Origin of the sequence: Isoptericola sp. NPDC057391 (assembly GCF_042668085.1) — a bacterium.
Classification (GTDB): domain Bacteria; phylum Actinomycetota; class Actinomycetes; order Actinomycetales; family Cellulomonadaceae; genus Isoptericola.
Genome location: NZ_JBHVBO010000028.1, coordinates 1 through 13,787, shown reverse-complemented (window position 1 = coordinate 13,787; position 13,787 = coordinate 1). Strand labels below are relative to the sequence as shown.

Here is a 13,787-nt window from a genome sequence, read left to right as displayed (position 1 = left end):
TGATGGACCGCCAGCTGCTCTACGGCCTCGTCGTCGAGGCGCCGTTCGACCTGCACCAGGACCGGGCGGACGAGGGCGCCGCGCGGGCCGACGTCGTGGTCGCCGCCGGCGCGGGCACGGACCAGCGCACGTCCCCGGGCGGGCGGAAGGTGCTGCACCACGAGGTGGCCGGGGACCCCTGGTACAGCGCCTGGGACCTGGGTGGCGACGGCTACCTGCTGCGGTTCCACGACGCCTGCGACTTCGAGGTCTCGGCCGACCTGCGACACGTCGTGCTGCGGGAGGCGGACGGGGTCGACCCCGGCCTGAGCCGCGTGCTCACCACCGGCGGGATGCTCGCGTTCCAGCTCTACCTGCGGGGCGAGGCCGTGCTGCACGCGAGCGCCGTCGAGGACGACGCCGGGGTGGTGGCGTTCGTCGGATACTCCGGGATGGGCAAGTCGACGATGGCCACCCTGCTGTGCGCGGAGGGTGCCGCGCTGGTCACCGACGACGTGCTGCGCCTGGACCGCACGGCCGACGGCTTCGCGGCGCGGCTGGGCGCCACGGAGGTGCGGCTGCGCAAGGGGGCCGACACGCTGGCCGGCCGGTTCGCCGGGCGGGCCCCCGTGCACCGCGTGAGCGCCGACGCCCGGCACGTGCTGCAGCTCGGCTCGGGCGCGCGCGACCGTCGGCCGCTGCGTGCGATCGTCGTGCCGCAGCCCGACCGGGACGGCCGGGAGCTGGTCGTCAGCAGGCGGAGGGGGGCGGCGGCCCTCTTCGAGCTCCTGCACTATCCGCGGTTGCACGGCTGGCTGGACGGGCGGGTGCAGAGCACGCACCTGCGCCACCTCGCCGACGTCGCCCGGTCGGTCCCCGTGCTCGTGGCGGACGTCCCGTGGGGGCCGCCCTTCGCGCCCGACCTGGGGGCTCAGGTGGCCCGGTCGGTGGCGGAGGCCTCGGGGCGACCGACGGTCGGGGCGGACGCGGCGTCGAGGTAGGACCGGGCCTGCACCGTGAACATCTCCGCGTAGGCGCCGTCGAGGGCCATCAGCTCGTCGTGGGAGCCCTCCTCGATCACCGCGCCGTCCTCGAGCACGACGATGCGGTCCGCCGACCGGACCGTCGAGAAGCGGTGCGACACGAAGAGCGCCGTCCGCCCGTCGAGCGTGGCCCGCAGCGAGGAGAACAGGTCGTGCTCCGCCAGCGGGTCCATCGCGGCGGTCGGCTCGTCGAGGATGACGAGCGCCGCGTCCCGGTAGAACGCGCGGGCGATCGCGACCCGCTGCCACTGGCCGCCCGAGAGCTCCGTGCCGCCGGGGAACATGCGCGACAGCCGCGACCCGTACCCGTCGGGGAGGCCGGAGAGCGCGGCGTCCACGCCCGCGACCCTGGCCGCGCGCCGCACGCGCTCGTGGTCCACGGGGACGTCGGACCGGCCGAGGGCGACGTTCCACGTGGCCGTGTACGCGTAGTGGACGAAGTCCTGGAAGATCACGGCCACCTGCCGGCGCACGGCGGCGGCCCGCATCCCGGCCAGCGGGCGGTCGCCCCACAGGACGGTGCCGGACGTCGGCTCGTACAGGCCCGCGAGGAGCTTGGCGAGCGTCGTCTTGCCCGAGCCGTTCGTGCCCACGAGGGCCACGACCTCGCCGGGGCGGAGCGCGAGGTCGACGTCGCGCAGCGCCGGGCGCTCCGAGCCCGGGTAGGTGAACGACACGCCGCGCGCGGCGACGCCGGGGAACTCGGCGGGCGGCTCCTCGCTCCCGTCGGCCGCGCGGGCGGCGGCCCGCCCCTCGGCGAGGAAGCCGTGCACGTCGTCCAGGAACAGCCCGGACTCGAAGATCTGCTGGACGCCGCCGAAGATGCCCTGGATCTGTCCCTGGAGCATCCGGACGGCGACGACCGCGGCCCCGGCCTCGGAGAACGTGACCTCGCCGCGGGTGATGAGCCAGGCCAGCACCAGCAGCACGCCCGCGAGCACGGCGGCGGCGGCGAGGTTGCCCACGACGTTCGTGGCCGCCCGGCGCCGCACGTGGCGGGCCAGGGCCACCAGGTACGTGGCGTAGAGCTCGCGGTACCGCGCCTGCAGCCAGGGGGCGGACTGGAACGCGCGGATCTCCTTGGCCTCGTCCCGGCTGCTCTGCACGTAGTTGGTGTAGATGCGTTCGCGCTCGTTGGTGGTCTGCGCGACCTTGAAGGCGAACTCCAGCCTGCCCTCGCGGCGCCCCGTCACCAGCAGGGGCAGGCCGCCGAGCGCGAGCAGGGGGAGGAGCACCGGGTGCAGGGCGACCAGGGCGGCCCCCACGCCGACGGTGGCGATCGACGCCCCCAGGAGGTCGAACATCCCCTGCGTGACCTGGAACGGGCGCGAGAGCGCGTTGACGCGGACCCGCTGGAGGCGGTCGTAGAACGCGGCCGACTCGAAGTGCTCGAGCGGGACGCTCGTCGCGACGTCCTGCACCTCCTCCGCCATCAGCCGCGCCACGTGCTCCCCGAGCACCCGGCGTACCGACGCCTGCAGGCCGCCCGCGACCGTGGCCACGCCGGTCAGCGCGGCGAGGACGAGGACCGGCCCGGTGACGGAGCCGAGGCCGCCGGAGCCGTCGGCGAGCCCGAGCAGCACGTCGAGCAGGGCGGAGACGACCAGCACCTGGCCGGCCAGCGCGCCCGCGACGAGCGCCTGGAGGGCCAGCATCGCGACGAACAGGGGCCGGCTCGCGCGCCACGACACCCGCAGCGACCCGCCGAGCAGCCGCAGCAGGCGCCGTCCCCTGCGCTCGTCGCTCCCGGGCACCCCGTCCGCTGCGCTGTCTGCCACCGCCCGCTCCGTCCTGTGCCGGGGTCGCCCCGGCTCCACACACGCTAGCCGCGGGGAGCCCGCCGGTGGACCGTCCCGCCCAGAATTCGCCCGCTCCGGCGGGGCCGCGCACGGCGCCGCCTCCCTATGCTGCCGGGATGGGGCGACGGAGGACGGCGCGCCGGCCGCTGGCGCAGCTGCTGGTCGACGCCGTCGTGCCGCAGGGCGAGGGCGCGACGCCGCTCGACGGCATCTCCCTGGAGCAGCTCGCCGAGGCGGCCCAGGACCACCGGGTCACGCCCGCGGTCGCCAAGCACGTCGCGGGGCGCGCGGACTGTCCCGAACCGTGGCGGGCGCCGTTGCGCCGCGCGCGCGACGAGCAGGTCGTGCGGCACCTCGGCGCGCTCGCGGAGCTGGCCGCGCTGGGCCGGGCGCTGGACCGGGCCGGGGTGCCGTGGGCGGTCGCCAAGGGCCCGGCGGCGACCGCGCTCTGGCCCGCCCCGGACATGCGCGAGTACTACGACCTCGACCTGTACGTGCCACGCGAGGCGTTCCGCGCCGCCGTCGAGACGCTCGAGTCCGTGGGGTGCTCCGGGGTGGACCGCAACTGGCCGCTCATGGCTGCCCAGCAGCGTGCCGAGTACGCGATGCGTGGTCCGCTCGGCGTCCACCTCGACGTCCACTGGGACATCGCGGTGCCGCGCGGGCTGCGGCGCTCCTTCCGTACCGACCCGGACGGGATGGTCCAACGGCGCCGGACGACGACCCTGGGCGGGCACGCCGTCCCGACGTTCGACCCCGTCGACACGGTGCTCGTGCTGGCCTTCCACGCGGCGCAGGCGGGCGCGGGGCGGCTCCTGTGGCTCGTGGACGTCGCCGGCGCCGTGGCGGCGTGCGACGGCGCGCGGCGCGAGGTCGGCCCCCGCGCCCGGCGCATGCGCCTCGAGGCACCCGTGGCTCTGGTCCTCGACCGGGCCGCGCGCGTGCTCGGCGACCCGGGCGGGACGGCCCTCGCGGGCACCGGGCTGCGGGCGCCGCGGGCCCTGCGCGGCGCGGCCGCCGCACTCGACCGCCGCCACGGGTTCCCCGACCTGCCGGGCGACCCCCACCGGGGCGGCCGGCTCTACGCGGGCGCCCGGCCCGGGGCGTGGGGGACGACGACCTCGCTGTGGGGGGACGCCGTCGCGCACCGCCGGATCGAGCGGGCGCTGCGCCGGGGCCGGCCCGACGCGGGGGAGAAGGCGCTGCGCCTCGACGTCCCGGACGTGCGTGCGCGGGAGGACTACTTCCGGTTCGTCGACTCCGGGGTCGGCTGACGACGCGCCGCGCGCGGGTCGCTCGCCAGGACCGCCCACGGTGCCACGGCGCCCACCAGGAGCAGCGCCCCGACGACGTCGCTCGGCCGGTGGGCCTGGGTGGCGACGTTGGCCCAGGCCGCGAGGAGCGCCGCGACCGCCAGCATCGCGGCCGCCCACCCTGCGGGCCGGCGTCCCCGCAGGAGGACGACGGCGACGCACGCGGCGGCGAGCGTGGCGGTGTGCGCGCTCGGGAACGTGTTGTGGAGGTCGCCGTGCGCCCCCAGGAAGGGTCGGGGGAGGGCGAGGTCGCGGAGGACCGTCGCCAGCACCAGGACGACGACCGGCAGGGCGGCGGCGACCACGGCGCGCGCGCCTGCGTGCCGTCGTACCGCCGCGACGGACGCCGCCACCAGGAGACCGGCCGCGGCGACGGGCAGGAGCTCGCGCACGAGGCGTGCGGCGCCCGCGAGGACCGGCTCGGGGGCGGTGAGCAGGGCGAGGCTCGCGGCGTCCGCCCGCTGGCCCGGCCCGGTCAGCACCGCGAGGGAGTGGAGGAAGACGAACAGGCCCGCGGACACGGCGGACACGGCGAGCGCGGCCGGGCCGCCCCGGCGCCGGTCCGTCACCCGGGCCGCCGTCCCGGCCGCGTCACCCGACGGCCGCCAGCGTGCGGTCCAGCTCCGCCTCCACGTGCCGCGCGATCTCCAGCGACGCGGTGGCGGCGGGCGAGGGCGCGTTGATCACGTGCACCTGGCGCGGCGCGGTGCGCACGAGGAAGTCGTCGACGAGCGAGCCGTCGCGGTTCAGGGCCTGGGCGCGCACGCCGGCGGGGGCGGGGTGCAGGTCGTCGGCCGTCGTGCCGGGCAGCAGCCGGGCGACGGAGGCGGCGAAGAGCGTGCGCGACGCCGAGCGGGCCACCTCGGCCGCGCCGGGCACGAGGTTGCGGCCGGCCAGCCGCCACAGCCCCGGCCAGGACGCGGCGTCGACGACGTCACGCCAGGCGACGTCGCGGCGCCGGTAGCCCTCGCGCGCGAGGGCGAGGACGGCGTTGGGCCCGGCGTGCACGTCGCCGTGCACGCCCCGCGTGAGGTGCACGCCCAGGAACGGGAACCGCGGGTCGGGCACGGGGTACACGAGGCCGCGCACGCGGTCGGCGGAGCGCGGGGCGAGGTCGAAGTACTCGCCGCGGAACGGGACGATGCGGGCCCCGGGGTCGACGCCGCACGCCCGCGCCAGCCGGTCGGCGTGCAGGCCGCCGCACACGACGAGGGCGTCGGCGACGAGCTCGTACCCGGCGTGGGCGTCGACGTCCTCGACGTCCGCCCGCACCTGGCCGCCGGCCACGCGCGCGCCGCGCAGCGCACGGCCGAGCAGGACGGCGCCGCCGGCGTCGGCGACCTGCCGGGCCAGGACGGCGCACACGGCGCGGTAGTCGACGACGCCCGTGGTCTCGACCCGCAGCGCGCCGACGCACGCGATCTCGGGCTCGAGCTCGCGCGCCTCGACGGGGTCCAGCTCGCGCACGGGCACCCCGTTGGCGGCGCCGCGCTCCGCGAGGACGCGCAGCCGGTCGCGCTCCCCGGCGTCGGTCGCCACGACGAGCTTGCCGGTGACGGCGACGGGCACGCCGTGCTCGCTGGCGAACCGCGTCATGGACGCGGCCCCCGCGGTGCCGAGCCGCGCCTTGAGGCTGCCCGGCGCGTAGTACAGGCCGGAGTGGATCACGCCGGAGTTGCGGCCGGTCTGGTGGCAGGAGAGCTCGCGCTCCTTCTCCAGGACGGTGACGTCGTCGCCGCGGCGCGCCAGCCGTGCGGCCGTCGCGAGCCCGATGATCCCGCCCCCCACGACGATGACGCGCATGCTGCCTCCTCCGGCCGGTGGTGGCGGGCCAGGCCCTGGTCCGGCCCGCCGCTCCCAGGATGGCAGCCCCGGTGCGGCGCGGGGAGGGGTTCCCAGGGTGAACGGTGAGGTGAACCCGCCTGCGCCCGCGTCCTCCGGCATAGTGGGTGGGGAGGGCGGCCGGCCCGGCCGTCGCGCCTCGCCCACGAGGAGGAACGGCCATGAGTCACGACGACGGCACGCAGCCGGGCCAGGACGAGCCGCGGCCCGACGCACCCGGGGCCGGCGCGCCGTCCGGGGGGACGGAGCCACCGGCGCCCCCGGACCCGTACCGGCAGCCCACGGAACCCCCTGTACCGACGGAGCCGACCGGACCGACGGAGCCCACGCCCGGCGCCACCCCGTCGCCGGGGGCCGCGCCGCCCCCGGGCCCGTACCCGCCCGGCGCGCAGCAGCCGCCGGGGTATCCGTCGTCCCCGGAGCAGCCGGCCTACGAGCAGCAGCCGTACCAGCAGTACCCGCAGCAGCCGTACCCGCAGCCCTACCCGCAGCAGCCGTACGCCCCGGCGTACGCGCCGTCGGCGGGGACGGACGGATGGTCGATCGCGGCGCTGGTCACGGGCATCCTCGGCCTGGCGGTGGTGCCCATCGTGCTGGGCATCATCGGGCTCTCGCGGATCAACCGCACGGGCCAGCAGGGCAAGGGCCTGGCGATCGCCGGCATCGTGCTGGGCGCGGTCGGCGTCGTCGCGTGGATCCTGGTGTTCGTCTTCGCGGTCGCACTGGTCTCCCAGCTCGACCCGAGCGACTTCGAGTCGTTCGACGTGTCGATGGCGGCGGCGGTCGGACGGTAGACAGTCCCGTCCGACCGGTGCTCCTCGTGCGGCCGGCGACCTCGCCCCTGACCGGGTGAGGTCGCCGGCTGCCGGTCGTGTGGGGGTCCGGCGAAGAGGCCGGTCAGGACGGCCGCACGGCCGTCGGCGGTGGGTAGCATCGCGGACCGGACGGAGGGGCCGGACCGTCCGTGACGCCGACCACGACCAGGAGGACCATGAGCCACCCGCGCGGGTACGACCCCCACGACGCAGCGCCCACCCAGGCGATCCCGCCGCGGGAGGACGGCACCACCGTGCTGCCCCCCACGCAGGCGGTCCCGCCGCGGGGCGGCGAGGGCACGACGGTGCTGCCGGCCGCGCAGCCGTCGGGCGGGTACGACGAGGGCACGACCGTGCTGCCGTCCGCGCAGGACTTCGGCGGGTACGTCGACGGGACGGCGGTGCTGCCGCAGGCCCACGCGGGGGGCGGGTACGACGTCGGCACGCAGGTGCTGCCGTCCGCGCAGGCGCCCGGCGCGTACGACGACGGGACGGCGGTGCTGCCGAACGCCGCGCCGCCGCGGCGCACCTCCTCGCGACCGGTCGCGGCGCTGTCCGCCCCGACCGCGACGCCCGCCCCGCACGCGCCGCCGCCCCGCGCGGCCGCGCCGCAGCCCGCCCCGCAGCGCCCCGCCGCCCCGGCGCCGTGGGGCGCGGCCCCCGCGCCCGGGCACGGGGGACCGGCGGGCGCGGGCCGGCCCGCCCCGGAGCCTGTGCGCCGCGGCACGGAACCGACCGCCGTGGCGGCGCTGCTCACCGGCATCCTCGGGTTCGTCGTGCCGCTGCTCGGCGTGCTCGCGATCATCCTGGGCGGCATCGGCCTGGACCGGACCCGCCGCCGCCGCTCGGGCGGGCGCGGCATGGCCAAGACCGGCATCGCGTTCGGCTCCATCCAGGTGGTGTTCACGGCGATCGTGGTCATCGCCGGCCTGTGGCTCTGGAACACCTACGGCGACGACATCCAGCAGGCCCTGGACGAGGCCGAGCAGCTCACGCAGACGGACCTGTCCGTCCCCGACCTGCTGCTCGGCGGGCTCACCGGCGACCTCTCCTTCGGCGACCTGCAGGACCTCGCCGGCACTCTCGGCGACGCCGACCAGCTCCAGGAGCTCGGCGGCCAGTGCCAGGCGGGCGACCCCGTCTCGTGCGAGGACCTCCTGGACCGCCTTCCCGACGGCATCCGCGACCAGCTCCCCGAGGACCTGACCAGCCGCATCCCGGGCAGCTGACCGCCCGGGCGGCCCGCGCGAGGACCGCCCACCGCGAGGTAGTACGGACCTCCGCGAGGTAGTACGGACCGGGCCGAGGTAGTTGGCAGGCCCGCGAAGTCGTGGCGGAGGTACTACCTCGGCCGGTCCGGTACTACCTCGGCACGGTCGGTACTACCTCGCGGGGCGACGTCGGAGGGTCGGCGTAGTCTGGTGCGGCACGCCCGGCACCCCGCCGGTCGCACGGTTCCCGGCACGACGCCGGTCGACGACGCCGCCCCGCGGCGCCTGCTCGCCCGGCGCCCACCTCCCCGGAACCCCGTGCGTCCCGGGGAGAGCTGGGCTTGTCGTCGTGCCCGCACCCCGAGTCACGCCCCGATCGCACCGCGCCGCAGACCCGCCCGAAGGACCCGCATGAACCTCACCGGCATCGTCCCCGCCCTCCTCGCCGACCCCGGCGCCGCCGCCGCGCTCGAGCACGTGCCGGCGCGCGGCTTCGCGGACGTCGTCGGGCCGGTCGGCGTACGCGCCCCGCTGCTCGCCGCGGCGGCCGAGCGGCGGCCGCTCGTCGTCGTCACCGCGACGGGACGCGAGGCCGACGAGCTCGCCGCCTCCGTGCGCGCCTACCTGCCCGACGAGCGGGCCGACGACGTCGCCGTCCTGCCCGCGTGGGAAACGCTGCCGCACGAGCGCCTGTCGCCCCGCGCGGACACGGTCGCCAAGCGGCTCGCCGTCTTTCGCCGGCTCGCCCACCCGGCGCCCGAGCCAGGCCTCACCGGCCCGATCCGGCTGCTCGTCATGCCGGCGCGGGCGCTGCTGCAGCCGGTGGTCGAGGGCCTGGGCGAGCTCGAGCCGGTCGAGCTGCGCACCGGCTCGACGGCGGACCTCACGGACGTCTCGGACCGCCTCGTCGCCGCCGCCTACACGCGCGTCGACATGGTGGAGCGACGCGGCGAGTTCGCCGTCCGCGGCGGCATCCTCGACGTCTTCCCGCCCACCGAGGACCACCCGCTGCGCCTCGAGTTCTGGGGCGACGAGGTGACGGAGATCCGCTGGTTCGCCGTCGCCGACCAGCGCTCCCTCGAGATCGCCGAGCACGGCCTGTGGGCCCCGCCGTGCCGCGAGATCCTGCTCACCGACACGGTGCGCGAGCGCGCGGCCGGCCTCGTGGAGCGCCTGCCCGGCGCGATCGAGATGCTCGACAAGCTCGCCGCGGGCGTCGCCGTCGAGGGCATGGAGTCGCTCGCCCCCGTGCTCGTCGACCGGATGGTGCCGGTGCTGGAGCTGGTGCCCGACGACGCGCTGCTGGTCATCGACGAGCCCGAGCGGGTCCGCCGTCGGGCGCACGACCTCGTCGCCACCACCGAGGAGTTCCTCGCCGCCGCGTGGACGGGCGCCGTCGCCGGCGGCGCCGCGCCGATCGACCTGTCCGCAGCGTCGTTCGAGACGTTCGCCGAGGTGCGCGACGTCGCCGCCCGCCGCGGCCTGGGCTGGTGGACGCTGTCCTCGTTCGCGCTCGACGCGGGTGGCGACGAGGGCACCGAGCCCGAGGCCGAGGGGGACGGCGTCACGACCTTCACGGTCGGCGCGCGCGACGTCGAGTCCTACCGCGGCGACCTGCAGCGGGCGCTGGACGACGTCCAGACGCTGCAGCGCGCGGGCTGGCGGCTGCTGCTCACCACGGAGGGTCACGGCCCGGCCAAGCGCATGGTCGAGCAGCTGGCCGCGCAGGACACCGCGGCCCGGATGGTCGCCGAGCTGAGGGACCAGCCCGAGGGCGGCGTCGTCCTCGTCGCGCCCGCGCTGGTCGGCAAGGGCTTCGTGGCCACGGACCTCAAGCTGGCCGTGTTCAGCGAGTCGGACCTCACGGGCCGGCAGGGCTCCACCACCCGCGACATGCGCAAGATGCCGAGCCGCCGGCGCAACGTCGTCGACCCGCTGCAGCTGCGCGGCGGCGACTACGTGGTGCACGAGCAGCACGGCGTCGGCCGGTTCGTCGAGATGGTGCAGCGCACCCTCGGCGCGGGCGCCAACGCGGCGACGCGCGAGTACCTCGTCATCGAGTACGCGTCGTCCAAGCGGGGCCAGCCGGGGGACCGGCTGTTCGTGCCGATGGACCAGCTCGACCAGGTCACGAAGTACACGGGCGGCGAGGCGCCGTCGCTGTCCAAGATGGGCGGCGCGGACTGGAAGAACACCAAGGCGCGCGCCCGCAAGCACGTCAAGGAGATCGCGGGCGAGCTCATCCGCCTGTACTCGGCGCGGATGGCCACGCAGGGGCACGCCTTCGGTCCGGACACGCCCTGGCAGCGCGAGCTGGAGGACGCGTTCGCGTACGTCGAGACGCCCGACCAGCTCGTCACCATCGACGAGGTCAAGGCCGACATGGAGAAGGCCGTGCCGATGGACCGCCTGGTGTGCGGCGACGTCGGCTACGGCAAGACGGAGATCGCCATCCGTGCCGCGTTCAAGGCGGTGCAGGACGGCAAGCAGGTGGCCGTGCTGGTGCCCACGACCCTGCTGGTGCAGCAGCACTTCGACACGTTCTCCGAGCGGTACGCCGGGTTCCCCGTCACGGTGCGCGCCCTGTCCCGCTTCCAGACCGAGAAGGAGTCGGCCGAGACGGTGGAGGGGCTCGGCAAGGGCACCGTCGACATCGTCATCGGCACGCACCGGCTGCTCACCGGGTCGGTGCGCTTCAAGGACCTCGGCCTCGTCATCGTCGACGAGGAGCAGCGGTTCGGCGTCGAGCACAAGGAGACGCTCAAGCAGCTGCGCACCAACGTGGACGTGCTCGCGATGTCCGCGACGCCGATCCCGCGCACGCTCGAGATGGCCGTCACCGGCATCCGCGAGATGTCGACCCTCGCCACGCCCCCGGAGGAGCGCCACCCGGTGCTCACCTACGTGGGCGCGTACGAGGAGAAGCAGATCGCCGCCGCCGTCCGGCGCGAGCTGCTGCGCGAGGGCCAGGTGTTCTACGTGCACAACAAGGTGGAGACCATCCAGAAGACGGCGTCGCGCCTGGCGGAGCTCGTGCCCGAGGCCCGCATCGGCGTGGCCCACGGCAAGATGAGCGAGCACCAGCTGGACCAGGTGATCCGCGCCTTCTGGGAGAAGGAGCTGGACGTGCTGGTCTGCACCACGATCATCGAGACCGGCCTGGACATCTCCAACGCCAACACGCTGATCCTGGAGCGGGCGGACGTGCTCGGCCTGTCCCAGCTGCACCAGCTGCGCGGCCGCGTGGGCCGCGGTCGGGAGCGCGCGTACGCGTACTTCCTCTACCCGCCGGAGCGGCCGCTCACCGACACCGCGCACGACCGGTTGTCCACGATGGCCGCGCACACCGACCTCGGCGCCGGCATGCAGATCGCGATGAAGGACCTGGAGATCCGCGGCGCGGGCAACCTGCTGGGCGGCGAGCAGTCCGGCCACATCGCGGGGGTCGGCTTCGACCTGTACGTGCGCATGGTGGGCGAGGCCGTGGCGGCCTTCCGCGGCGAGCGCGAGGAGGAGCAGCCCGAGGTCACCATCGAGCTGCCCGTGGACGCGCATCTGCCCGAGTCGTACATCGCGACCGAGCGGCTGCGCCTCGAGGCGTACAAGAAGATCGCGGCCGCGCAGGACGCGACCGAGCTCGCGGAGGTGCGCGCCGAGCTGGTCGACCGCTACGGCAAGCTGCCCGACGTCGCGTCCGCGCTGTTCGACGTCGCGGACTTCCGCAACCACGCCCGGCGCGCGGGGCTCACGGACGTCACCGCGCAGGGCAAGTTCGTGCGGTTTGCGCCGGTGGACCTCGCCGAGTCCGCGCAGCTGCGGCTCAAGCGGCTCTACCCCGGCACGATCCTCAAGCCCGCGATCCGCGCGTTCCTCGTGCCGTTCCCGACGACCGCGCGCATCGGCGGCCGCCCCCTGCGCGGCGCCGAGGTGCTCGCGTGGGCGCGGCAGCTCATCGACGCCGTCGTCCTGGGCGAGGTGTCCGCCGCGGCGAGCGTCGGCACCGGCACGTCGAGGTAGTCCACGTCTCGCCGAGGGAGGACGCAGCCCCGGACTACCTCGGCTCGTGCGGTACTACCTCGGCTCGCGCGGTACTACCTCGGCGAGACGGGGACTACCTCGGCCGAGCTCGGAGGCCGGGGAACCTGCCGTCTCGGCAGGTGGGAGCGGGCGCGCGTCCCTAGCATGAGCGCGGGAGGGCGCGGCGCGGTGCCGTCACGCCCGACGACGACGGGGCGGAGGGCGCGATGAGCGGGACGACCGACGACGGGCACGGCGCGGGGGTGCCGCAGGACGCGGCGGCGCGGCTGGCGGCACTGGAGCGGGAGAACGCCGAGCTGCGCGCGCGCCTCGCGGCCGGCGGCGGCCAGCCGGTGCTCGTCGCGGCGGCGCCGGCCGCGCCCCGCGAGCCGCGGCACCGGGGCAGGGCCGCGGCCGCCGTCGTGCTCGTCGTCCTCGGCGCGCTGCTCGCGCCCGTCGCCGTGGTGGCGGCCTGGGCGGAGCGCACGCTCACCGACACGGACCGGTACGTGGCCACCGTCGGGCCGATCGCCGCCGACCCCGCCGTCCAGGGCGCCGTCGCCGGCCGGCTCACCGACGTGGTGATGGAGCAGATCGACGTGCAGGCGATCCTCGGGACGGTCGTCGACGGGCTCGAGCAGCAGGGCGTCGGGCCGCGCGCCACCGACGCGCTGACGCAGCTCGAGGGGCCGCTGACCAGCGGCGTCGAGTCCTTCGTGCGCCGCGCTGCCGACGGCGTCGTGACCAGCGACGCGTTCGAGGACGCCTGGGTGCAGGCCAACCGTGTGGCCCACCAGCAGCTCGTCGCGACGATGCGCGGCGAGGGGGGCGAGCTGCTCCAGATCGGGCAGGACGGCCAGCTCACGATCCAGCTCTCGGGCATGATCGCGCTGCTCAAGGAACGGCTCGTCGACCGGGGCCTGGGGGTCGCGGCGCGCATCCCCGAGGTGAACGCGACGTTCACGCTCATGCAGACGTCGCAGCTGGTGCAGGTGCAGAACCGGTACGCGCAGGTCGTCGCGCTCGGCACGTGGCTGCCATGGATCTCGCTCGGTCTGCTGGCCGCGGGGGTGCTCGTCGCGCGGCACAGGTCGCGCGCCCTGGTCGTGGCCGGCCTGTCGCTCGCGGCCTCGATGGTGCTCCTCGCGATCGGCCTCGCGATCGGCCGCGGGATCTACCTCGACGCGCTGCGGGACGTGGTGCTGCGCCTCGACGCGGCCGAGGTGCTGTTCGACCAGGTCGTGTCGTTCCTGCGGGTCACGCTGCGGACGATCGGCGTGCTCGGCCTCGTGGTCGCGCTCGTCGCCTACCTGGGCGGGAGCAGCGCGTCGGCGCGGTCGCTGCGCGCGGGCGCCGGCCGGGGGTTCGCGCGGCTGCGCGACTACGGCGAGGGGCGCGGGGTGTCGACCGGGCCCGTGGGCGACTGGCTGGGTCGGTACCGCACGCTGGTCCGCGTCGCGATCATCGCCGTCGCTGCCCTGGTGCTGCTGCTCGCGGGCAGCCCCACGCCGGGGCTCGTCATCGGCACCGCGCTGGTGGCCGGAGCGCTCGTCGCCCTGCTGGAGCTGGTGGCGCGGCCGCCGCGCTCCGACGACGCCACGGACGACGTCGCCGCGCCGACCGACGTCCCCGGGGTACAGCCCAGCCGTTGACGCCCTTCGACCAAGCGATCCGTCGCGCCATTCGTCGACATGCCGCGACGGATCGCTTGCTCGAAGGCAGGTGTGGGTCGACGACGTGACGATCCGGTGCGGGGTGGTGGCGCGGC

At 76.2% G+C, this 13,787-nt stretch carries 9 protein-coding genes; 6 read left to right on the top strand and 3 right to left on the bottom strand.

Annotation, left to right across the window (positions count from 1 at the left end; genetic code table 11):
• The first annotated feature begins 2 nt into the window (after positions 1-2).
• Entirely contained in the window at positions 3-980 is a 978-nt protein-coding gene (locus ACFUVW_RS06310; protein ID WP_430570497.1) for a hypothetical protein, read from the top strand.
• Here the strand turns inward: ACFUVW_RS06310 and ACFUVW_RS06305 are convergent.
• A complete protein-coding gene (locus ACFUVW_RS06305) occupies positions 911-2,800 on the bottom strand; it encodes an ABC transporter ATP-binding protein (protein WP_430570496.1) in 1,890 nt (629 codons plus the stop codon). The genes ACFUVW_RS06310 and ACFUVW_RS06305 overlap by 70 nt on opposite strands.
• Before the next feature lie 137 nt (positions 2,801-2,937).
• Between ACFUVW_RS06305 and ACFUVW_RS06300 the strand changes: the two genes are divergently transcribed.
• Positions 2,938-4,095 (top strand): nucleotidyltransferase family protein, encoded by a 1,158-nt coding sequence (locus ACFUVW_RS06300; RefSeq protein WP_430570495.1) that lies wholly within the window; start codon positions 2,938-2,940, stop codon positions 4,093-4,095.
• Here the strand turns inward: ACFUVW_RS06300 and ACFUVW_RS06295 are convergent.
• On the bottom strand, positions 4,062-4,703 hold the full coding sequence (locus ACFUVW_RS06295) for a phosphatase PAP2 family protein (RefSeq protein ID WP_430570494.1): 642 nt from the start codon (positions 4,701-4,703) through the stop codon (positions 4,062-4,064). The two genes, ACFUVW_RS06300 and ACFUVW_RS06295, sit on opposite strands and share 34 nt — an antisense overlap.
• Before the next feature lie 22 nt (positions 4,704-4,725).
• Positions 4,726-5,937: an L-2-hydroxyglutarate oxidase gene (gene lhgO, locus ACFUVW_RS06290; protein ID WP_430570493.1), complete on the bottom strand. Its 1,212-nt coding sequence runs from the start codon at positions 5,935-5,937 to the stop codon at positions 4,726-4,728.
• Between the two features lie 200 nt (positions 5,938-6,137).
• On the opposite strand from lhgO, the gene ACFUVW_RS06285 reads away from it, so the two are divergent.
• The 4 genes from ACFUVW_RS06285 to ACFUVW_RS06270 all read left to right on the top strand — a co-directional run bounded on the left by ACFUVW_RS06285 (position 6,138) and on the right by ACFUVW_RS06270 (position 13,671).
• Complete coding sequence (locus ACFUVW_RS06285; RefSeq protein WP_430570492.1) at positions 6,138-6,770, top strand: DUF4190 domain-containing protein; 633 nt, start codon at positions 6,138-6,140, stop codon at positions 6,768-6,770.
• Between the two features lie 197 nt (positions 6,771-6,967).
• A complete protein-coding gene (locus tag ACFUVW_RS06280; RefSeq protein WP_430570491.1) occupies positions 6,968-8,020 on the top strand; it encodes a DUF4190 domain-containing protein in 1,053 nt (350 codons plus the stop codon).
• Positions 8,021-8,413: 393 nt separating this feature from the next.
• Positions 8,414-12,019, top strand: coding sequence for a transcription-repair coupling factor (gene mfd, locus ACFUVW_RS06275; protein WP_430570490.1), 3,606 nt, complete (start codon positions 8,414-8,416; stop codon positions 12,017-12,019).
• A 227-nt stretch (positions 12,020-12,246) separates the two neighbouring features.
• Entirely contained in the window at positions 12,247-13,671 is a 1,425-nt protein-coding gene (locus tag ACFUVW_RS06270) for a hypothetical protein (protein WP_430570489.1), read from the top strand.
• The last annotated feature ends 116 nt before the right edge of the window (positions 13,672-13,787 follow it).

What these genes read in the sequence shown, in the direction of transcription:
- ACFUVW_RS06310 (WP_430570497.1), top strand. Translation starts at nt 3, where the DNA reads ATGGACCGCCAGCTGCTCTACGGCCTCGTCGTCGAGGCGCCGTTCGAC.
- ACFUVW_RS06300 (WP_430570495.1), top strand. Translation starts at nt 2,938, where the DNA reads ATGGGGCGACGGAGGACGGCGCGCCGGCCGCTGGCGCAGCTGCTGGTC.
- lhgO (WP_430570493.1), bottom strand. Translation starts at nt 5,937, where the DNA reads ATGCGCGTCATCGTCGTGGGGGGCGGGATCATCGGGCTCGCGACGGCC.
- ACFUVW_RS06285 (WP_430570492.1), top strand. Translation starts at nt 6,138, where the DNA reads ATGAGTCACGACGACGGCACGCAGCCGGGCCAGGACGAGCCGCGGCCC.
- ACFUVW_RS06280 (WP_430570491.1), top strand. Translation starts at nt 6,968, where the DNA reads ATGAGCCACCCGCGCGGGTACGACCCCCACGACGCAGCGCCCACCCAG.
- mfd (WP_430570490.1), top strand. Translation starts at nt 8,414, where the DNA reads ATGAACCTCACCGGCATCGTCCCCGCCCTCCTCGCCGACCCCGGCGCC.
- ACFUVW_RS06270 (WP_430570489.1), top strand. Translation starts at nt 12,247, where the DNA reads ATGAGCGGGACGACCGACGACGGGCACGGCGCGGGGGTGCCGCAGGAC.